The sequence below is a fragment of the Pseudomonas sp. GW456-12-1-14-TSB6 genome, from assembly GCF_059424205.1.
The window spans coordinates 68,712-88,671 of the sequence record NZ_JBWKZE010000023.1 but is presented as its reverse complement, the minus strand read 5'-3'; the positions used below and the strand labels follow the sequence as shown (position 1 = coordinate 88,671).

Genomic DNA, 19,960 nt, shown 5'->3' with positions numbered 1-19,960 from the left:
GTCATTACAACTTGATCAACACCGACTTCAGCTCGGTGTAATGCTCAATCGCCGCATACCCCATCTCGCGCCCGACCCCGGACATCTTGTAGCCGCCAAACGGCAATGCCGGGTCCAGCGCGCTGTGACAGTTGACCCACACCGACCCTGACTTGATCCGTGGAATCATCCGGTGCACCGCTGCCAGATCGTTCGACCAGATGCTGGCGCCCAACCCGTAAGGGCTGTCATTGGCCATGCGCAGCGCATCGGCCTCGTCATCGAACGGAATCGCCACCAGCACCGGCCCGAAGATCTCTTCCTGAACCAGTGAATGCCGCTGATCGACATCGACAATCACCGTCGGCTTGACGAAGAACCCCGGCCCGAACTGCTCGCCACCGCAGGCGATGGTCGCGCCGCTTTCCCGGCCCATTTCGATGTAGTTGTAGACCCGCTCCTGCTGACGCGCGGAAATCAGCGGGCCCATATCGATGCTCGGGTCGAGACCGTTGCCGAGTTTCATCGCATTGGCGATGTCGCTGATGTCGGCCACCACATTGTCGAAATGCTTGCGCTGCACATACAGCCGCGAACCGGCACAGCAGACCTGGCCCTGGTTGAAGAAAATCGCACTGGCAGCTCCCGCCGCAGCGGTTTTCAAATCGGCGTCGGCCATGACGATGGTCGGTGATTTGCCGCCCAGCTCCAGGGTGACCCGGGTCATTGAGTCCATGGCGACCTTGCCGATTTGCTTGCCCACGGCGGTGGAGCCGGTGAAGGTCAGTTTGTCGACCAGCGGGTTGTGAGTCAGGGCGGATCCGGCGGTGATGCCGGTGCCGGTGACGACGTTGAACACGCCTTCCGGGTAACCCGCCTCCAGCACCAGCTCCGCCAGTTTCAGCGCGGTCAGCGGGGTTTCGTCGGCCGGTTTGAGCACCACGGTGCAACCGGTGGCCAGCGCCGGGCCGAGCTTCCAGCAGGCCAGCAGCAACGGGAAGTTCCAGGCGACGATGGCGCCGACCACGCCTACCGCTTCGCGGCGAATGAAACTATGGAACTGATCGCCGGGCATCAGCGGCAACGAAACGTCGACGCTGGAACCTTCGATCTTGGTCGCCCAGCCGGCCATGTAGCGCAGGAAGTCGATGGCCAGTTGCACGTCCATCACCTGCGCCACCGCCGCGCTCTTGCCGTTGTTCAGGCATTCCAGTTGCGCCAGCAGCTCGGCGTCGCGCTGCATCAGGTCAGCGAGTTTCCACAGCAGGTTCTGCCGTTCGCGCGGACGGGTGCGGCTCCAGGCCGAACCATCGAAGGCTTGCCGGGCGGCGAGCACCGCGCGATCGACATCTTCCGGCGTGGCGCGCGGTACCACGCACAGCACCTCACCGGTGGCCGGGTTGTGCAGCGGCATGGTCTGGCCGTCGGTGGCTTCGACCCAGTCGCCGCCGATCAGCATGCGTGGCGGGCGCTGGATGAAGGCCGAAGTGGCAGGGAGCAGATAGGGCAGGGGCATGGCGAAACCTCTTGTTGTTCGATGGGATCGAGAGGGGCTTTCGCAATGGTTGTGCCAAATGCTCGAAGGTGGCGCACAGCCCGGTTGCACGGGCGGAAGGAGGAAGAGTTTGAGTGGCAATGAGGGTGAATTTGTCTCAAAACGCGACACCCGTTGAGATGCAGGATACGCGTCCTACAAAGCCAACGCCGCTGTGACGGGGCTTGAGCAAAATCGGGCCGTTTCAGGTGTAGGAAAAGCCGCGCGTCTGACAGTTTTTACCGACTGGTGGAGGCATGAAGTACGAGCTAAGTTGCCTGGTGTATAGGGTTTTCCTGCCATGGATTTGGCGGGTCAGTGTCTTCACAGGGATGTCGATGAACAACTTAACCATTCGATGGCTAACCAATTTTACGATGGGCGTGGGGACTGGATTTCTGGTGACAGGGATTGCGGCGCTGTTGATTGGCGACTTGACCGATGTCGATACGATTCGGGCAGGTGCGTGGATGGCTTCAACCAGTTTTTTCGTAATCGTTACCTCATTCGGTGTTGCCATGATGGAGGGGAAATGATGGCGGCTTTAATTGTGGGGCTGTGGTGTATGGGCGTCAGTATGCTGCTCATGTATGCGTATCACCGGGATCGTCGAATTCAAGCGGCCCAGCGTGATTCCGCGGCATTGGCAGCCAAGGCCGGCGTCCACTGTGAATGCTCGATGGTTTGCAACCATTGTGGGCGTTACAAGGTTCACCCGGACAATTCCGTTCGCTAGGCGCGGGTAATCAAGCCAGTACAAGAGCCCCGTCATTGGCGGGGCTTGTTTTCGTGTGGGTTCGGCAGGCGTCACTCTCCTGGAGGTTTTTCATGGGGGATGCTGTCAGCTCCGGGTCATCTGTCGCGCGACGCAATGTCGCTGACGCCGCAACAACTATGCTTGTCTCAGACTGCAACAGCTGTCGCGAAATTGGACGCCGGCAAGCACCGCCGGCACCGCCACTTCGCCTTGATCTTCACATAACTGCTTGATTGAAAAGCTTATCGGCAAGCTGGCACGCTCCGTGTATTGCTCACAGCAGACGTTTCGCTTGCCTCCGTTCGTGCATCGCCACGAACGGCAGAAACCATAAAAACGATAAGCCACAACAATAAGAAAGCACCGTGCGAGGTTCGACGTTGATGAAGAGAAAACTCCGATCAGGCATGAGCGCCAGCCTGCTGGCCGTGGCCGCTTGCGTGGCCCTGCATTCGCCGTACAGCCTGGCAGCCCGCGATGCCCAGACCATCCTCAAGGAAACCTGCCAGGGCTGTCACACCCCTGAAGCCGGCGACCAGTTGAGCCGCATCAGCCACCAGCGCAAGACCCCGGAAGGCTGGTTGATGAGCATCGCCCGGATGCAGACCATGCACGGTTTGCAGATCAGCGATGACGACCGTCGCACGCTGGTCAAATACCTCGCCGACACCCAGGGCCTGGCGCCCAGCGAAACCGATGGCGTGCGTTACGCGCTGGAGCGGCGGTTGAACACCGTCGAGCAGTTCGACGAGAAAACCGCGCAGATGTGCGGACGCTGCCACTCCGGTGCGCGGATCGCCCTGCAACGGCGTCCGGCTCAGGAATGGGAACGTCTGGTGAATTTCCACCTCGGTCAATGGCCGTCGCTGGAATATCAGGCCATGTCCCGCGATCGTGACTGGTTCGATATTGCCCGCAAGGAAATGGTCCCGCTGCTGGCCAAGCGTTATCCGCTGGATAACCCGGCGTGGCAGTCCTGGATCAAAACCGCACCGAAAGCCGAAGCTTTGGTCGGCGACTGGAGTTTCAGCGGTCACTTGCCAGGCAAGGGTGAACTGGCCGGCACCATGAGCGTCACCGCCGATGGCAGTGACACCTTCAAGGTCGTCGTCAAAGGTCAGTACGCCGACGGCAGCCCGTTCAACGGCGACGGCAGCGCGATCCTCTACAGCGGCTACGAATGGCGCGGCAACGTGACCGTCGATGGCGTGACCATGCGTCAGGTGTTCGCCGCACAAGGCAACGCCATGCAGGGCCGGATGTTCGAGGCCGAGCACGATGAGCGCGGTCTGGACTTTGTCGCCGCCAAACAGGGTTCGCAGCGCTTGCTGGCGGTGCAGCCAGGTTATGTGAAGGCCGGCGGCGAAACCGAAGTGACCCTGATCGGCAGCGGTCTGAGCGGCAAGCCGAACTTCGGCAAAGGCGTGGACGTGGTCGAAGTGGTCGAGCAGAACGCCGACCGAATCAAGGTCAAAGTCAAAGCGGCAGTCAATGCCCAGCCGGGTCTGCGCGCGGTCAGCGTCGGCAGCCTGAAAGGTCCGAGCCTGTCTGTGTACAGCAAGATTGCCTCGGTCAAAGTGGTGCCGGAGTTCTCGGTGGCACGGATCGGCGAGGGCGGCGGTTCGACGCCGAAAGTCCAGGGCCGTTTCGACGCCGAAGCCTGGGGCAAGGGTGCCGACGGCAAGCCGTATCGTATCGGCGTGTTCCCGGCGCAATGGAAAGTCGAAGCCTTCGACGAGCGCGCCAAAGAGGACGAGGACGTCAAATTCGCCGGCACCATGCAGGCTGACGCGGGCGTTTTCACCCCGGGCGATGCCGGGCCGAATCCGGCACGCAAGATGTCCACCAACAATGCCGGCAACCTCAAGGTGATCGCCGCCGTCGACGACGCGGGGAAATCCCTGACCGGCGAAGGCCACCTGATCGTCACCGTGCAACGCTGGAACAATCCACCCATTCCTTGAGTTGTCCTGGGCCACCGCGATTCAGACACTTTTCGGAATGACCGCAAGTCCCGCCAGGCGGGGCTTGCACAGGAGGTTTGCAATGGGCGCTATCTTGAATCTGGTCGAACGTAATCTGCACGAAGTGCACGTCGACGCCGACCGCATGCTGTTCCACATCCCCAGCAGTTCGCTGTTTGCCAGCGATGAACTGACCGGCACCATCATCGATGCATTGCGCGGCCCCGGCTGCTCCTCGGAAGACCTGATCCAGCGCCTCGGCGCGCGGTTCAACGGCGAGGAAATCAACGAGACCCTGCGCGAGCTGATTTCGCTGGAACTGGTCAGCGACGGCTCGCCGCTGACGCCGGACATCGCGGTCAAACGCGTCGAGCGCACCGCGATCAACACCGTGGTGCTCAACGTCAACACCGGCTGCAACCTGAGCTGCACCTACTGCTACAAGGAAGACCTCGACAAGCCGTCCGCCGGCAAGAAGATGGACGTCGAAACCGCCATCGCGTCAGTGGAAATGCTGCTGCGTGAGTCCCCCAACGAAGAACGTTTCACCGTGGTGTTTTTCGGCGGTGAGCCGCTGAGCAACCGCAAGCTGATCGAGTACATGGTCGATTACTGTGAGAAGCGTTTTGCCGAGGCCGGCAAGTTCGTCGAATTCGTGATGACCACCAATGCCACGCTGCTCACCGAAGACACCGTGGACTACCTGAATGCCCACCGCTTCGGCTTGTCAGTGAGCATCGACGGACCGAAAACCGTGCACGACCGCAATCGCATCACAGTGGGCGGGCAGGGCACCTATGACGTGGTGCGGCGCAAGGCCGAAATGTTGCTGTCGCGTTACAACAGCCGTCCGGTCGGCGCACGGGTGACCCTGACTACCGGCGTCACCGACGTTGAAACCATTTGGGATCACCTGTTCAACGAGTTGGGGTTTGCCGAGGTCGGATTTGCTCCGGTGACGTCCGGTGATATCAGCAGCTTCAACCTGACCACTGACGAATTGATCGAAGTGTTCGCCAGCATGAAACGCCTCGGCCGGCGTTATCTGGAGGCTGCGCTGGAGCACCGCAATATCGGTTTCTCCAACCTGCATCAGTTGATCACCGACATCCACGAAGGCCACAAAAAAGCCCTGCCGTGCGGTGCCGGATTGAAGATGCTGGCGGTCGATCACAAGGGCGAACTGAACCTGTGCCATCGCTTCACCGGCTCGTCGCTGCCGACCTTCGGCAACGTCCACAGTGGCGTTAAACAGGTTGAACTGAACGACTTTCTGTCCCAGCGCCTGGATCGCACCAACACCGGTTGCCATGACTGTCAGATCCGCAACCTGTGTTCCGGCGGCTGCTACCACGAGAGCTATGCCCGCTACGGCGATCCGGCCCACCCGACTTATCACTACTGCGAACTGATGCGTGACTGGGTCGACTTCGGCATCGAGGTCTACACCCGGATCATGGCCAACAACCCTGCGTTCATCAGCAGCTACATCACTCCGCGCAAGGCTCACTGATATGAAACATCTCAAGGCAATCAATAACAAAGCATTGAAGCTGGATCAGGCCGCGGACGAGAACCGCATCGAAGAAGTGGTGGCGATGAGCTCCGTCGCGGGCTGTGCCTCGACCACCGACCCGGGTTGGGAAATCGATGCGTTCGGCGGGGTGTCGTCGCTGTGCCAGCCGATGGAAGCTGACCTGTATGGCTGCTCCGATCCGTGCTGGTGGCCGGCCCAGGTGCCGGACATGATGAGCACCTACCCGGACTGGAACAAGGATGCCCAGGCGTCCAACGACAACTGGCGCAACCTCGGCACTGTCTTCCCGAAAGACAAGTGATCCATAAGAAGAAGGATTCCAGCATGCACAACATCAAAGCCTGCGGCCTTGCCGCACTCGCGGTTCTGAGCGCCTGTTCGCTCCCGGTTCTGGCCGATGAAAACACCGCGCTGCAAGACGGTCACGAGTACATGTTGACCACCAACTACCCGAACAACCTGCACGTCATCGACCTGGCGACCGACAGCCTGTACAAGACCTGCAAGATGCCCGATGCCTTTGGCCCCGGCACTGTGCAGCTTTCGCCGGATCGCAAGACCGCGTACGTGCTGAACAACCATTACGCCGATGTCTACGGTGTTGAACTGGACAGTTGCAAGCAGGTGTTCCACGCCAGCATTACCCAGCAGCCGGGGGAGAAAGCGCGGTCGATGTTCGCCTTCACCGTCAGCCATGACGGCAAGGAGCTGTACACCATCGCCAACCCGACCCAGATGCTCAACGACCGCTACGAGGTCAAACAACCGCGTCTGGACGTCTACGCCACCGACGCCGGGATGGACGCCAAACCGGTGCGCAGCTTCCCGGCGCCACGGCAGTTGACGATCATGCAGAGCGGCGATGACGGCACGCTCTATGTGGCTGGCGCTGATGTTTACAAGGTCGATGTGAAGAGCGGCAAGTTCGACGTGCTGATCCCCAGTCGCCACTGGAAACGTCCGAACTACAGCCCGCCGGACGTGCTTTACGTGTGGAATCAGCAGACTTACCGCCACGACTTTTCGCTGCTGTACACCGCCGCCAAGTTTAAGGACAAGAAACAGGATCCGGCCACCGCTGAATATTTGTACGGCTTGTTCAGCGTCGATCTGAAAACCGGCAAGACCGAGACCACCGATTTCGGCCCGCTGACCGAGATCTACTTCAGCGGCATGCGCTCGCCGAAGGATCCGAACCTGATGTTCGGCGTGCTCAATCGTCTGGCCAAGTACGACATCAAGCAGAAAAAGCTGATTCAGGCGGCGACACTGGATCATTCCTACTACTGCATTTCGTTCAACAAGGACGGGAGCAGGATCTATCTGGCCGGGACGTTCAACGACGTGGCGATCTTTGATGCCGAGACCATGAAACAGACTGGCAGCATCAAGTTGCCGGGTGGGGATATGGCGATTACTACGGCGCAGATTTTTGTTCGGTAATTAGCGGCGTCAGGGATGATGCCTTCGCGGGCAAGCCCGCGAAGAGGCCTTCAAAAACTCTGGAAAATCAGGCCCCGGGCACCGGGCAGCTCATGTCACCTTCCTCACACTTCAAATATTGCTTGAGCGCCTCGGTTCGCGTCTTTGTCACCGAGGCGATGCAATTGTTGTAGATCAACGGATAAACACTCCCGCCTGCCACCCCGGATGCCGAAAACTTGCACTCGGCATCGCGAAACCCGATCCAGGCCCGCTGCGCGCTCACCAGCAGTTTTTTGCCATCAGGGTTGTCCTTCAACCGGGCGGTAATCTGCTGATAAACCGAGTTCAACTCCTTGTCCGCCGCCTTGTTTTCCTGCGCGGCGCACTGATTCATCGTCGCCTGATCGCTGGCATTGGCGCAGTCCACGGCGGCGTGGACGACGGAAGTGAAAAGAAAGGGTGTCAGGGCCAGAAGCAGGCGTGGGGACATGAGTCATCTCGCTTTGATGAATGAACGTGCCGGGCAGTTTAGCGACTTCGTGGCGCTAACAAGGTGTGCGATGTCTGGATGCGTTGAGCAACCGTTCGGCAGTCGCCGCAATTTCCTCTCCGTCATGCAGTTTTTCCAGCCATCCGAACGGGATTCCCTGCACGCCGTAATGGGCTCCGGCCAACTGACCGACAATGGCGGCCGTGGTGTCTGCGTCATCGCCCAAGTTGGCCGCTTGCAGGACGGCGGCGGCAAAGCTGTTGGTGTGCTGGAAGCACCATAACGCCGCTTCCAGGGATTCGACGCAGTAGCCGCTGCCGCGGATTTCGCGCTCGGTCTTGTGCAGGTAGTTACCCCGGGCAATCGCCGCCACCTTGGGCTGGTGGAAGGATGTTTGGGGCAGAGTGCGCAGTTGCGCTTTCGATGCGCCTTCCAGGGCCTTGCAGAGCAGTTCGGCAAACAGTTGGCAACATTCGATGGCCTCGGGCGCCGCGTGGGTGGTGCGTGAACTGTCAGCGGCGAATCGCCTGATTTGCCGGGCATCGGGGAAATAGAACAGAACCACAGGCACCAGTCGCATCAACGAGCCATTGCCGGCACTGTGCGGGTCAGTAGAGCCGGCAAACGGCTCTCCGGTTTGTTGATAGCGATCCAGAGCCTGACTCACGGTCATGCCGATATCGAAGCATTCGCCGGTCGAACTCAGATAACCCCATTGCCACCAGTTCAGATAGCGGCCCATCTGGTCTGCGGCATCGAAGCCGTTTTTGTTCAGCAGGCTTTCCGCCAGGCACAACGCCATCGAGGTGTCGTCGGTCCATTGTCCGGGCTTCAAGTGAAAAGGCCCGCCACCGACCATGTCGGTCAGGGGCTGGAAGCTGCCGCGAGGCTGGAATTCGACGGTGGTTCCCACGGCATCGCCGCAGGCCAGGCCGAGCAGGGCGCCACGGTAACGTTCGGGGAGGGAGGGCTGCATGATGACGTCCTTGTGTCGTTCAATTCGCTGCGAACGTTAGCAGTTTCGCCGCGCCGATCCGTGCGCATTCTGACGAACCGGTGATCCAAAATACTGCCGGATATTTCAATCAGACCCGACCGTTGCACTGGATTGATACAACTTCGGATTGGACATGTGGTCATACAAGCCTACTGTTCAAAACAGGAGGTGACGTATGAAACCAGTACCCAACAGCTTTGAACGCAAGATCATGCTCAGGTCGCCGCGCTCCCATGTCTGGCGCGCCCTGGTCGATGCCGAGGCGTTCGGCCAGTGGTTCGGCGTTGCGCTGGAGGGCCGGCGGTTTATCGCGGGCGAATGGACGCAGGGGCAGGTGACGTACCCCGGTTATGAACATGTGCTCTGGAACGTGCTGGTGGAGCGGGTCGAGCCGCAGCAGTTGTTCTCCTTCCGCTGGCATCCCTATGCGGTAAATCCGAAAATCGACTACTCGCAGGAACCGACCACCCTGGTCAGATTCGAACTGCAGGACTACGAGAACGGCACGTTGCTGAAAGTCTCCGAGTCCGGTTTCGCGCACATTCCCGACGTTCGCCAGAAAGAGGCGTATTACATGGACAGCCGGGGCTGGGAGGAACAGTTGAGTCGGCTTGAGCACTTCCTCGCGGAGAGCGACCGGGCCCGTGAGCGTGAAGGTGGCTGATCCCGACCTGTTTACGCCGTGGCTGGAACGCTGGGCGCTGACGCCAGACGGTGAGCCAATCATCACCCCGGGCAGCCGCCTGTTACCTGTGCGTCAGGGCAATACTCCGGCGATGCTGAAAGTCGCGGTGGACGAGGAGGAAAAGTACGGCAACCTGCTGATGACCTGGTGGGGCGGCGACGGTGCCGCCCGGGTGCTCGCCCATCACGACGAGAGCCTGTTGCTGGAGCGGGCGATGGGCCAGCGTTCGCTGATGCACATGGCGCTCAACGGCGAAGACGACGAAGCCACACGGATCATGTGTCGAGCGCTGGCGCACCTGCACGCACCGCGACCGACGCAGCCACCGCCGTTGGTGGAGCTGGCGCCATGGTTTGCATCATTAACAATGGCCGCGGCCCGATACGGCGGCCAATACGCCGAATGCCTGCAAATCGCCGATACCTTGCTCGCCGAACCGCACGACGTGGTGGTGCTGCACGGCGACATGCACCACGACAACGTCCTCGATTTCGGCCCACGGGGCTGGCTGGCCATCGACCCCAAGCGGGTGCGGGGCGAGCGTGGTTATGACTACGCCAACCTGATCTGCAACCCGGAACTGCTGACGGCCACCGATCCGGAGCGCTTTCAGCGGCAAGTCGAGGTGATCTGCGCAACAGCGGGCATCGAGCGAAGCCGCTTGCTGCAATGGGTATTGGCCTTTGCCGGACTGTCTGCCGCATGGTTCATGGAGGATGACGAGCAAAAAGCCGCCGCCGGGCAGCTGAAAGTCGCCCAACTGGCGGCTTCCGCGCTCAATGCCTGACACGCCTAAGGGTTTTCGGAAGGCGCGCTATGGCGAATGTCTTACACGCGCTGGTAGCTTTTTCGACTATTGCCGATTGGATCCAGAGCGTAATCTAGCCTCATCAACTGAAGCACAGGGAGTGTTTCAGGATCACGGATGATCGACCATTAGCAAGGATCGCTGCCGACAGGGAGTCGATAATGGTCTTGGGAAAAACCCGCTTCGGCGGGTTTTTTTTCGCCCGCAGAAAAGTGCCGTGCCCAAACGGAAACACCGCCGATCTGGCGGTGTTTCTGCATCTGCAGGTCTTACGAGGCGATCAACTGGCGCAACACGTAATGCAGAATCCCGCCGGACTTGAAGTACTCCACCTCGTTCAAGGTGTCGATGCGGCACAGCACTTCGATTTTCTCCTGCCGTCCGTCTTCACGGGTGATGACCAGGGTCAGGTTCATCCGTGGCGTCAGCTCGACACCGCTCAGGCCCTGAATATCCAGGGTTTCCTTGCCGGTCAGGTTCAGGCTCTTGCGGTTCTGATCCAATTTGAACTGCAACGGCAGCACGCCCATCCCCACCAGGTTGGAGCGGTGGATGCGCTCGAAGCTTTCGGCGATCACCGCTTTGACGCCCAGCAGGTTGGTGCCCTTGGCGGCCCAGTCGCGGCTGGAGCCGGTGCCGTATTCTTGCCCGGCAATCACCACCAGCGGCGTGCCCGAGGCCTGATAGCGCATGGCCGCGTCGTAGATCGCCAGTTTTTCGCCGGTGGGAATGTAGAGGGTGTTGCCGCCTTCTTCGCCGCCGAGCATTTCGTTGCGGATACGGATGTTGGCAAACGTGCCGCGCATCATCACTTCGTGGTTGCCCCGGCGCGAGCCGTAGGAGTTGAAGTCCCGTGGCTCGACGCCTTGCTCGCGCAGGTAACGTCCGGCCGGGCTGTCGACCTTGATGTTGCCGGCGGGGGAGATGTGGTCGGTGGTCACCGAATCGCCCAATAGCGCCAGCACTCGCGCACCTTTCACATCGGCGATCACCGGCAATGGCCCGGCAATGTCATCGAAGAACGGCGGATGCTGGATGTAAGTCGAATCCGCCTGCCAGACGTAGGTCGCGGCTTGCGGCACTTCGATGGCTTGCCACTGTTCATCACCGGCAAACACCTCGGCGTATTCCTTGTGGAACATCGCCGTGTTGACCTGATTTACCGCGTCGGCGATTTCCTTGCTGCTCGGCCAGATGTCACGCAGGTACACCGGGTTACCTTGCTGGTCGTTACCCAGCGGTTCGCTGCTGATATCGGTGCGCACAGTGCCGGCCAGGGCGTAGGCGACCACCAGTGGCGGTGACGCCAGCCAGTTGGTTTTCACCAGCGGATGCACCCGGCCTTCAAAGTTGCGGTTGCCGGACAGCACCGAAGCCACGGTCAGGTCGGCTTTCTGGATGGCTTTTTCGATCGGTTCCGGCAGCGGTCCGGAGTTGCCGATACAAGTGGTGCAGCCGTAACCCACCAGTGAAAACCCGAGCTGGTCGAGGTACTGCGTCAGCCCGGCGGCCTTGTAGTAATCGGTGACCACTTTCGACCCCGGTGCCAATGAGCTTTTCACCCACGGCTTGCGGGTCAGGCCCTTTTCCACGGCTTTTTTCGCCAGCAGGCCGGCGGCCATCATCACGCTGGGGTTGGAGGTGTTGGTGCAGGAGGTGATCGCGGCAATCACTACGGCGCCGTTTTTCAGGCGATAGGTGTGGCCGTCGTACTCATAATCGGTTTCTCCGTCCTGATCGGCGTTGCCCACTGCGACACCGCCACCGCCTTCGCTTTCCAGACGTCCTTCTTCTTTGCTGGTAGGTGTGAATTGCAGGTCTAGGAAGTCACTAAAGGCCTGGCCGACATTCGGCAGGGAAACCCGGTCCTGCGGGCGTTTCGGCCCGGCGAGGCTGGCTTCGACGCTGCCCATGTCCAGCGCCAGGCTGTCGGTGAACACCGGTTCCTGACCGGGCAGACGCCACAGGCCCTGAGCCTTGGTGTAGGCCTCGACCAGTTTCACCACTTCGGGCGGACGGCCGGACAGGCGCAGGTAGTCGAGGGTCACGTCATCCACCGGGAAGAAGCCGCAGGTCGCGCCATATTCCGGGGCCATGTTGGCGATGGTTGCGCGGTCGGCCAGCGGCAGGTCGGCGAGACCGTCGCCATAGAACTCGACGAATTTGCCGACCACGCCTTTCTTGCGCAGCATCTGGGTGACGGTCAGCACCAGGTCGGTGGCGGTGATGCCTTCCTTTAGTTTGCCGGTGAGTTTGAAGCCGATCACTTCCGGAATCAGCATCGACACCGGTTGCCCGAGCATCGCCGCTTCCGCCTCGATACCGCCGACGCCCCAGCCGAGTACGCCGAGGCCGTTGATCATGGTGGTGTGGGAGTCGGTGCCGACCAGTGTGTCGGGGAAGGCATAGGTACGGCCGTCTTCGTCCTTGGTCCACACCGTGCGACCGAGGTATTCGAGGTTGACCTGGTGGCAGATCCCGGTGCCCGGCGGCACCACGCTGAAGTTATCGAAGGCGCTCTGGCCCCAGCGCAGGAAGGCGTAGCGTTCACCATTGCGCTGCATTTCGATGTCGACGTTCTGTTCGAAGGCGCTGGCACTGCCGAATTTATCGACCATCACCGAGTGGTCGATCACCAGATCCACCGGCGACAACGGGTTGATTCGCTGCGGATCACCACCGGCCTTGGCCATGGCGGCGCGCATGGCGGCCAGATCGACCACGGCGGGTACGCCGGTGAAGTCCTGCATCAGCACGCGGGCAGGGCGGTACTGGATTTCCCGGTCGGAGCGGCGCTCCTTGAGCCATGCGGCAAGCGCCTTGAGGTCGGCGCCGGTGACGGTTTTTTCATCCTCCCAGCGCAGCAGGTTTTCCAGCAGGACTTTCAGCGACATCGGCAACCTGTCGAGATCGCCCAAGTTCTTGGCGGCATCCGGCAGGCTGAAATAGTGGTAAGTCTTGTCGTCTATCTTCAGGGTTTTAAGGGTGTTCAGGCTATCAAGGGACGGCATTACGATCACTCCTTTGAGTCCGCACGGCTACGGACTGAGGGGACGGGCAGAGCTATCAACGTAGCCCTGTTTTCAGTAGCTGGCTAATAACTGGACTCTATGGGCAAGTCCAAGGTTCCGACATGGGCTATCATGCGCCGGTTTTCGTGACAGGCTTTGCTTCAACGCAGGTCTGGGCATCGCGCAGGGGATGAATGATCGCCCTCTGCCCAGGAGTAAGAATGAACACCCTATTCATGCATTGCCGGCCAGGCTTCGAAGGCGAAGTCTGCTCGGAGATTTCCGACCTCGCCGCCCGACTGAACGTGGCCGGCTACGCCAAGGCCAAACCAGCCACCGCCTGCGCCGAGTTTGTCTGCACCGAAGAAGACGGCGCCGAACGCCTGATGCGCGGTCAGCGTTTCGCCGAGCTGATCTTCCCGCGCCAGTGGGCGCGCGGTTTCTTCATCGATCTGCCGGAAAACGATCGTATCAGCGTGATCCTCGCGCACATGGCCCAATTCCCGGTCTGTGGCAGCCTGTGGCTGGAAGTCGTCGACACCAACGATGGCAAGGAGCTGTCGAACTTCTGCAAGAAGTTCGAAGGCCCGCTGCGCAAGGCCCTGACCGGCGCCGGCAAACTGGTGGAGGACGCCAGCAAGCCGCGTCTGCTGCTGACCTTCAAGAGCGGCCGTGAGGTGTTTCTCGGTCTGGCCGACGCCGGTAACTCGGCAATGTGGCCGATGGGCATTCCGCGCCTGAAGTTCCCACGCGAGGCGCCGAGTCGTTCGACCCTGAAGCTGGAAGAGGCGTGGCACCACTTCATCCCCCGCGACCAGTGGGAAGATCGCCTGCACAGCGACATGACCGGCGTCGACCTCGGCGCGGCGCCGGGCGGCTGGACCTGGCAACTGGTCAATCGCGGCATGCTGGTGACCGCCATCGACAACGGCCCGATGGCCGAAAGCCTGATGGACACCGGTCTGGTGCAGCACTTGATGGCTGACGGTTTCACCTTCAAACCCAAGCAACCGGTGGACTGGATGGTCTGCGACATCGTCGAGAAACCGGCGCGCAACGCCGCGATGCTCGAAGAGTGGATCGGCGAGGGTCATTGCCGGGAAGCGGTGGTCAACCTGAAGTTGCCGATGAAGCAGCGTTACGCCGAAGTGAAGCGCCTGCTCGAACGCATCGCCGACGGTTTCAAGGCCCGTGGGATCAAGGTCGACATCGGTTGCAAGCAGCTGTACCACGACCGCGAGGAAGTGACCTGCCATCTGCGCCGCCATGACGTGAAGAAAGCCAAAGCCCGCTGAGCGCGCGACAGGTGACCGAACACCCGGCATTGGGCGACAATGCCGGCCAGTTTCAGGAGTGAATCATGAGTGAAATGATCGATACGCCGGTCGACGGCACCCTCGACGCCACGGGCCTCAACTGCCCGGAGCCGGTGATGATGCTGCACCAGCACATCCGCGACCTGGTGCCCGGTGGCCTGCTCAAGGTGATCGCCACCGACCCGTCGACCCGCCGCGACATCCCCAAGTTTTGCGTGTTTCTCGACCATGAACTGGTGGGGCAGCACGAAGAAGCCGGGACCTATCTGTACTGGATCCGCAAGAAGTCCGGTTGATCGCAAGGCAAAAAAAGACCTGCAAATGCAGGTCTTTTTTTATGGCCGGTCAGCCCATCGAGCGGCTGATGCGAATGCGTTTGCGTGCACTGCGCGTCAGGCGGATCGACAGCATCAGCGCCGCGCAGCTGAGGCCGACGATCAAACCTTCCCACAAGCCGCTCGGGCCGCGTGGCTCGCCGAGCCAGTCGGTCAGGCCGAGGGCGTAACCCACCGGCAGACCGATGCCCCAATAGGCGAACAGGGTCAGGATCATCGTCACCCGGGTGTCCTGATACCCGCGCAGGGCGCCGGCGGCGGTAACCTGAATCGCGTCGGAAAACTGGAACAGCGCCGAGTACACGATCAGCATCGCCGCGATGTGAATCACCATCGGGTCAGAGGTATAGATCGCCGCAATGTGTTCGCGCATCAGCAGCATCATGCTCGCCGACAGGCAGGCGTAAGCCAGCGCGGTGCCCATGCCGACACCCGCGGCGAAACGTGCTTCGCGAGGTTCTTCACGGCCCAGAGCCTGGCCGACCCGCACGGTCACGGCCATGCCCAGCGAGTACGGAATCATGAACACCAGCGAGCTGACGTTCAGCGCGATCTGATGCCCGGCCACCACGGTGGCGCCGAGGCTGCCGATCAGCAGCGCGATCACCGCGAAGATGCTCGACTCGGCAAACACCGCGACGCCAATTGGCAGACCGATGGCCAGCAAGCGCTTGATCACCGCCCATTGCGGCCAGTCGAAACGGCTGAACAGTTCGCTCGACTTGTAGGCCGGCGCCCAGCGCTCATAACCGGCCAGACCCAGCGCCATCACCCACATCACGATCGCCGTGGCCCAGCCGCAACCGACGCCGCCCATGGCCGGCACGCCGAAGTGGCCATAAATGAACACGTAGTTCAGTGGAATGTTCAGCGCCAGCCCACACAGGCCCAGCACCATCGCCGGCCGCGTGCGGCCGAGGCCATCACTGGTGCAGCGCAGCACATGGTAGAAGGCAACGGCTGGCAGACCGCTGGCGATGCCGTGCAGGTACTGCATGCACGGGCCGATCAGCTCCGGATCGACTTTCATCAGGTGCAGGATCGGTTCGGCGCTGAACAGCATCGTAGTCGCCATCAGGCCCACCACCAGTGCCAGCCACAAGGCCTGGCGCACGATCGGGCCGATTTCGCTGTGGGTGCCGGCGCCGAAGCGCTGGGCGACTTTAGGCGTGGTGGCCAGCAGGGTGCCGGTCATCAGCAGGAACACCGGCACCCAGATCGAGTTGCCCAGCGCCACGGCCGCCAGATCCTTGGGTCCGACGCGTCCGGCCATCACCGCATCGACAAAACCCATGGCGGTGGTTGCCAGCTGCGCGATCATGATCGGCAGGGCCAGGCCGAGCAGATTTTTCAGCTCCAGGCGAACCCGGGCAGGGCGGTTGAGGGAAACGGCGGCAGGGCGGTCAGTCACGGAATTCACAGGCAAAGCGTCCACAGGGGTTGATGCGCAAGGCCGGGCATTCTACGCCGCTGACGTAACGGTCAGGAAAAATCCTCTGTTGCGTATTTGTAATCGAGGCGCCTCATCAAGAAATCACAGCCTGCTGGCTCATCGCAGTCCCAGCGCCTACACTGCCGATCCGCCCAAGGAGCCCCGCCATGCTGATTGTTGCCGACGAAAATATCCCGCTGCTCGATGCCTTTTTTGCCGGTTTCGGCGAGATCCGCCGGGTTTCGGGCCGTTCCATCGACCGGGCCACGGTCGAACAGGCCGACGTGCTGCTGGTGCGCTCGGTGACCAACGTCAACCGCGCACTGCTGGAAGGCAGCAAGGTGCGTTTTGTCGGCACCTGCACCATCGGCACCGATCATCTGGATCTCGATTACTTCAACGAGGCCGGCATTACCTGGTCCAGCGCCCCCGGCTGCAATGCCCGGGGCGTGGTCGATTACGTGCTTGGCAGTCTGATGACCCTGGCCGAAATCGAAGGCGTCGAGTTGAGTGAACGCACTTATGGCGTGATCGGTGCCGGTGAAGTCGGCGGCCGCCTGATCAAGGTACTGAAAGGCTTGGGCTGGAACGTGAAAGTCTGCGACCCGCCACGTCAGGCGGCCGAGGGCGGCGACTATGTCAGCCTGGAGCAGATCATCGCGCAGTGCGATGTGATCAGCCTGCATACCCCGCTGACCCGCAGCGGCGACGGCGCGACCTGGCATTTGTTCGACGAGCAGCGTTTGCAGCAGCTCAAGCCCGGCGCCTGGCTGATCAACGCGGCGCGCGGTCCGGTAGTGGATAACACCGCGTTGCGCGAGGTGCTGCTGGAGCGAGAAGACCTGCAAGCGGTGCTCGATGTCTGGGAAGCCGAGCCGCAAGTCGATGTGGCGCTGGCCGAACTCTGCGTGCTGGCGACGCCGCATATCGCCGGTTACAGCCTTGATGGCAAACAGCGCGGTACGGCGCAGATCTATCAGGCGTACTGCGACTTTATCGGTGAGCCCGCCAGCATTCAGCTCGGCGATCTGTTGCCGGCACCATGGTTGTCGGAAGTTTCCCTGCACGCCGACAGCGATCCGGCCTGGGCGCTGGCGATGTTGTGCCGCGGTGTGTACGACCCGCGCCGGGACGACGCGGATTTCCGTCGCACATTGCTGGGCAGTGTCGGTGAGCAACGTGCCGCGTTTGATCTGCTGCGCAAACAGTATCCGTCGCGACGCGAAATCGAAGGCTTGAAGGTGCGGATCGAGGGGGATTCGCCCGTCTTGCGCCAGATCGTGACCGCGCTGGGGGCTGTGGCGGTATAAACAGCGGGCAGAAAAAACCCGGCCTGCAGGGGCCGGGTCAGGAAGACGGTGGCGATATCACTTTTGTTCGGCAGGCTTGACCAATCGCTTCTCCAGTTCGCGGCAGGCGTCCTGGATCATGTCTTCAGTGATTGGCACTTCGCGCCCATCCTTATCGATGATCGAGCAACCCAGAGGTTGGCCGGGCTTGGTGCGGATCACTTCAATTTTGTCATCGCTGCTGTGTTGCAAGGACATGGCCTGTCTCCTCATCAGGTTGTGTGCCTAGATTAAAACCGTCAGGTGACCAGGCTGTGACAACTCCCTGCGGTCGGTCCGGAACGGCATCTCCACTCAAACAGAAATGACCGTCTGTCTCAACCCGGACCTTAGACCAATAGCGTCTAGGGGGTAGTCTTGCCGGTCATAATTAACCTGACTCATTGTGATTTGCAGAGTTCCACCCCATTTGACTCTGTAGGCTGGCCCTATCCATCAGCACACGACGTGAACCTGAATGATCCCGATGCTTTCCTCGCGCCACCGCCGGGCCTTGCGCCTGACCAGTTCTTTCCTTGCCCCTTATCGCTGGCCGGCCTTTGGCGCGCTGCTGGCACTGATCGTCACGGCCGGCATCACCCTGTCGATGGGGCAGGGCATCAAGTTGCTGGTCGATCAAGGCTTCATGACCCAGTCGCCGCACTTGCTCAACCAATCCATCGGCCTGTTCATGCTGTTGGTGTTCGGCCTGGCGGTCGGCACCTTTGCGCGGTTTTATCTGGTGTCGTGGATCGGTGAGCGCGTGGTGGCAGACATTCGCCGGCAGGTGTTCAACCATCTGGTGTACCTGCACCCCGGATTCTACGAAGACAATCGCAGCTCGGAAATCCAGTCACGATTGACCGCTGACACCACATTGCTGCAATCGGTGATCGGCTCGTCGCTGTCGCTGTTCCTGCGTAATCTGCTGATGGTCATTGGCGGTGTGGTGCTGCTGTTCATCACCAACCCCAAACTCACCAGCATCGTGGTGATCGCACTGCCGCTGGTGATTGCGCCGATCCTGATTTTCGGCCGTCGCGTGCGCAACCTCTCCCGGCTGAGTCAGGACCGGATCGCTGACATTGGCAGCTACGTCTCGGAAACCCTCGGCCAGATCAAAACCGTACAGGCCTACAACCATCAGGTGCAGGACGAACAGCGTTTCGCCAGCACCGTCGAGCAGGCGTTCGAGACCGCGCGCAAACGGATTTTCCAGCGGGCCTGGCTGATCACGCTGGTGATCGTGCTGGTGCTCGGCGCCGTCGCGGTGATGTTGTGGGTCGGCGGCATGGACGTGATCGCGGGACGGATTTCGGCGGGTGAACTGGCGGCGTTCGTGTTTTACAGCCTGATTGTTGGCAGTGCGTTTGGCACGTTGAGCGAAGTGATTGGCGAGTTGCAGCGAGCGGCCGGCGCCGCGGAGCGAATTGCGGAACTGCTGCGTTCGGAGAACATTATTCAGCCACCGACCACAGGGTTGGTGACGTTGCCGGGGCGGGTCAAAGGCGAGCTGGAATTACAGGATGTGCGTTTTTCCTACCCTTCGCGTCCCGAAAGTCTTGCCGTCGATGGCTTGAGTCTGACGATCAACGCCGGAGAAACCCTCGCGCTTGTAGGACCGTCCGGCGCGGGCAAGTCCACGGTGTATGACTTGCTGCTGCGTTTCTACGATCCCCGGGGAGGGCGGATCCTGATCGATGGCGTGCCGCTGACGAGCCTAGACCCGTTGGATTTGCGCCGCTGCTTCGCGCTGGTCTCGCAAACCCCGGCGCTGTTCTTCGGCAGCGTCGAAGAAAACATTCGCTACGGCTGCCCGACCGCCACGCTGGAGCAGGTGCGGGAGGCGGCCAGAATCGCCCACGCCCACGACTTCATCGAACAGATGCCCGACGGCTACCAGACCCATCTGGGCGACGGTGGCCTCGGTCTGTCAGGCGGACAACGCCAGCGCCTGGCAATCGCCCGGGCGCTGCTGGTCGACGCGCCGATCCTGCTGCTCGACGAAGCCACCAGCGCCCTCGATGCCCAGAGCGAACACCTGATCCAGCAAGCGCTGCCGAGCCTGATGCAAAACCGCACCACACTGGTCATCGCCCACCGGTTGGCCACGGTGAAAAACGCCGACCGGATCGCGGTGATGGATCAGGGCAAACTGGTGGCGATCGGCACACATCAGGAGTTGATCGCGAGCAATCCGCTGTATGCGCGGTTGGCGGCGTTGCAGTTCAGTGATGGTCATCAAGCTTCGACCGACCCTGTAACCGACTAAGTAACCGACCCAGTAGAACGCCATAAAAAATGCCCGCATCTCTCGATGCGGGCATTTTTGTTTACGTCGATCTATCGGCGATACGCGCCC

At 61.1% G+C, this 19,960-nt stretch carries 17 protein-coding genes; 11 read left to right on the top strand and 6 right to left on the bottom strand.

Translation table 11 applies throughout. From position 1 onward, the window contains the following. Positions 1–4: 4 nt before the first annotated feature. On the bottom strand, positions 5–1,495 hold the full coding sequence (locus tag AC07Y2_RS20640; protein WP_103386729.1) for an aldehyde dehydrogenase family protein: 1,491 nt from the start codon (positions 1,493–1,495) through the stop codon (positions 5–7). Positions 1,496–1,851: 356 nt separating this feature from the next. On the opposite strand from AC07Y2_RS20640, the gene AC07Y2_RS20635 reads away from it, so the two are divergent. From AC07Y2_RS20635 to peaD, 5 genes are all read left to right on the top strand, one after another. Continuing rightward, entirely contained in the window at positions 1,852–2,049 is a 198-nt protein-coding gene (locus AC07Y2_RS20635) for a hypothetical protein (RefSeq protein WP_007953098.1), read from the top strand. 604 nt (positions 2,050–2,653) lie between these two features. Next, positions 2,654–4,234 carry a quinohemoprotein amine dehydrogenase subunit alpha gene (gene peaA, locus AC07Y2_RS20630; protein WP_039772813.1) on the top strand — a complete coding sequence of 527 codons (1,581 nt, stop codon included), beginning with the start codon at positions 2,654–2,656 and terminating at the stop codon, positions 4,232–4,234. Between the two features lie 82 nt (positions 4,235–4,316). Next, complete coding sequence (peaB, locus tag AC07Y2_RS20625; RefSeq protein WP_039772812.1) at positions 4,317–5,747, top strand: quinohemoprotein amine dehydrogenase maturation protein; 1,431 nt, start codon at positions 4,317–4,319, stop codon at positions 5,745–5,747. Between the two features lies 1 nt (position 5,748). Then, positions 5,749–6,072, top strand: a complete 324-nt coding sequence (gene qhpC, locus AC07Y2_RS20620) for a quinohemoprotein amine dehydrogenase subunit gamma (RefSeq protein ID WP_008016081.1) — start codon at positions 5,749–5,751, stop codon at positions 6,070–6,072. Positions 6,073–6,095: 23 nt separating this feature from the next. Further along, positions 6,096–7,214 carry a quinohemoprotein amine dehydrogenase subunit beta gene (gene peaD, locus AC07Y2_RS20615; protein WP_103386730.1) on the top strand — a complete coding sequence of 373 codons (1,119 nt, stop codon included), beginning with the start codon at positions 6,096–6,098 and terminating at the stop codon, positions 7,212–7,214. Between the two features lie 67 nt (positions 7,215–7,281). Here the strand turns inward: peaD and AC07Y2_RS20610 are convergent, their stop codons facing one another. Continuing rightward, complete coding sequence (locus AC07Y2_RS20610) at positions 7,282–7,686, bottom strand: lysozyme inhibitor LprI family protein (RefSeq protein WP_103386731.1); 405 nt, start codon at positions 7,684–7,686, stop codon at positions 7,282–7,284. A 55-nt stretch (positions 7,687–7,741) separates the two neighbouring features. Then, a complete protein-coding gene (locus AC07Y2_RS20605) occupies positions 7,742–8,662 on the bottom strand; it encodes an ADP-ribosylglycohydrolase family protein (protein WP_103386732.1) in 921 nt (306 codons plus the stop codon). 196 nt (positions 8,663–8,858) lie between these two features. Here AC07Y2_RS20605 and AC07Y2_RS20600 point away from each other — a divergent pair, with 196 nt between their 5' ends. Together AC07Y2_RS20600 and AC07Y2_RS20595 are read left to right on the top strand one after the other, a co-directional pair. After that, complete coding sequence (locus AC07Y2_RS20600) at positions 8,859–9,347, top strand: SRPBCC family protein (protein ID WP_039772808.1); 489 nt, start codon at positions 8,859–8,861, stop codon at positions 9,345–9,347. After that, positions 9,340–10,155, top strand: coding sequence for an aminoglycoside phosphotransferase family protein (locus tag AC07Y2_RS20595; protein WP_103386756.1), 816 nt, complete (start codon positions 9,340–9,342; stop codon positions 10,153–10,155). The genes AC07Y2_RS20600 and AC07Y2_RS20595 overlap by 8 nt, the downstream gene beginning before the upstream one ends. A 290-nt stretch (positions 10,156–10,445) precedes the next feature. Here AC07Y2_RS20595 and acnA read toward each other — a convergent pair whose 3' ends face one another. Beyond that, positions 10,446–13,187 carry an aconitate hydratase AcnA gene (acnA, locus tag AC07Y2_RS20590; protein ID WP_103386733.1) on the bottom strand — a complete coding sequence of 914 codons (2,742 nt, stop codon included), beginning with the start codon at positions 13,185–13,187 and terminating at the stop codon, positions 10,446–10,448. A 221-nt stretch (positions 13,188–13,408) separates the two neighbouring features. Between acnA and rlmM the strand changes: the two genes are divergently transcribed. Together rlmM and tusA are read left to right on the top strand one after the other, a co-directional pair. Further along, complete coding sequence (gene rlmM / locus AC07Y2_RS20585; protein ID WP_103386734.1) at positions 13,409–14,482, top strand: 23S rRNA (cytidine(2498)-2'-O)-methyltransferase RlmM; 1,074 nt, start codon at positions 13,409–13,411, stop codon at positions 14,480–14,482. A gap of 65 nt (positions 14,483–14,547) precedes the next feature. Next, positions 14,548–14,799 carry a sulfurtransferase TusA gene (gene tusA / locus AC07Y2_RS20580; RefSeq protein ID WP_007953079.1) on the top strand — a complete coding sequence of 84 codons (252 nt, stop codon included), beginning with the start codon at positions 14,548–14,550 and terminating at the stop codon, positions 14,797–14,799. Between the two features lie 49 nt (positions 14,800–14,848). Here the strand turns inward: tusA and AC07Y2_RS20575 are convergent, their stop codons facing one another. Then, complete coding sequence (locus AC07Y2_RS20575; protein ID WP_041475594.1) at positions 14,849–16,258, bottom strand: MATE family efflux transporter; 1,410 nt, start codon at positions 16,256–16,258, stop codon at positions 14,849–14,851. Between the two features lie 179 nt (positions 16,259–16,437). Here AC07Y2_RS20575 and pdxB point away from each other — a divergent pair, with 179 nt between their 5' ends. Beyond that, positions 16,438–17,580 (top strand): 4-phosphoerythronate dehydrogenase PdxB, encoded by a 1,143-nt coding sequence (gene pdxB, locus AC07Y2_RS20570; protein ID WP_103386735.1) that lies wholly within the window; start codon positions 16,438–16,440, stop codon positions 17,578–17,580. Between the two features lie 57 nt (positions 17,581–17,637). Here pdxB and AC07Y2_RS20565 read toward each other — a convergent pair whose 3' ends face one another. Further along, a complete protein-coding gene (locus tag AC07Y2_RS20565) occupies positions 17,638–17,817 on the bottom strand; it encodes a PA1571 family protein (protein WP_064598133.1) in 180 nt (59 codons plus the stop codon). A 259-nt stretch (positions 17,818–18,076) separates the two neighbouring features. On the opposite strand from AC07Y2_RS20565, the gene AC07Y2_RS20560 reads away from it, so the two are divergent. Next, positions 18,077–19,870 (top strand): ABC transporter transmembrane domain-containing protein, encoded by a 1,794-nt coding sequence (locus AC07Y2_RS20560; RefSeq protein WP_178082867.1) that lies wholly within the window; start codon positions 18,077–18,079, stop codon positions 19,868–19,870. The last annotated feature ends 90 nt before the right edge of the window (positions 19,871–19,960 follow it).

Coding starts and splice junctions, on each gene's coding strand:
- AC07Y2_RS20640 (WP_103386729.1), bottom strand. CDS start 1,495: ATGCCCCTGCCCTATCTGCTCCCTGCCACTTCGGCCTTCATCCAGCGC.
- AC07Y2_RS20635 (WP_007953098.1), top strand. CDS start 1,852: ATGAACAACTTAACCATTCGATGGCTAACCAATTTTACGATGGGCGTG.
- peaA (WP_039772813.1), top strand. CDS start 2,654: ATGAAGAGAAAACTCCGATCAGGCATGAGCGCCAGCCTGCTGGCCGTG.
- peaB (WP_039772812.1), top strand. CDS start 4,317: ATGGGCGCTATCTTGAATCTGGTCGAACGTAATCTGCACGAAGTGCAC.
- qhpC (WP_008016081.1), top strand. CDS start 5,749: ATGAAACATCTCAAGGCAATCAATAACAAAGCATTGAAGCTGGATCAG.
- peaD (WP_103386730.1), top strand. CDS start 6,096: ATGCACAACATCAAAGCCTGCGGCCTTGCCGCACTCGCGGTTCTGAGC.
- AC07Y2_RS20610 (WP_103386731.1), bottom strand. CDS start 7,686: ATGTCCCCACGCCTGCTTCTGGCCCTGACACCCTTTCTTTTCACTTCC.
- AC07Y2_RS20605 (WP_103386732.1), bottom strand. CDS start 8,662: ATGCAGCCCTCCCTCCCCGAACGTTACCGTGGCGCCCTGCTCGGCCTG.
- AC07Y2_RS20600 (WP_039772808.1), top strand. CDS start 8,859: ATGAAACCAGTACCCAACAGCTTTGAACGCAAGATCATGCTCAGGTCG.
- acnA (WP_103386733.1), bottom strand. CDS start 13,187: ATGCCGTCCCTTGATAGCCTGAACACCCTTAAAACCCTGAAGATAGAC.
- rlmM (WP_103386734.1), top strand. CDS start 13,409: ATGAACACCCTATTCATGCATTGCCGGCCAGGCTTCGAAGGCGAAGTC.
- tusA (WP_007953079.1), top strand. CDS start 14,548: ATGAGTGAAATGATCGATACGCCGGTCGACGGCACCCTCGACGCCACG.
- pdxB (WP_103386735.1), top strand. CDS start 16,438: ATGCTGATTGTTGCCGACGAAAATATCCCGCTGCTCGATGCCTTTTTT.
- AC07Y2_RS20565 (WP_064598133.1), bottom strand. CDS start 17,817: ATGTCCTTGCAACACAGCAGCGATGACAAAATTGAAGTGATCCGCACC.
- AC07Y2_RS20560 (WP_178082867.1), top strand. CDS start 18,077: ATGATCCCGATGCTTTCCTCGCGCCACCGCCGGGCCTTGCGCCTGACC.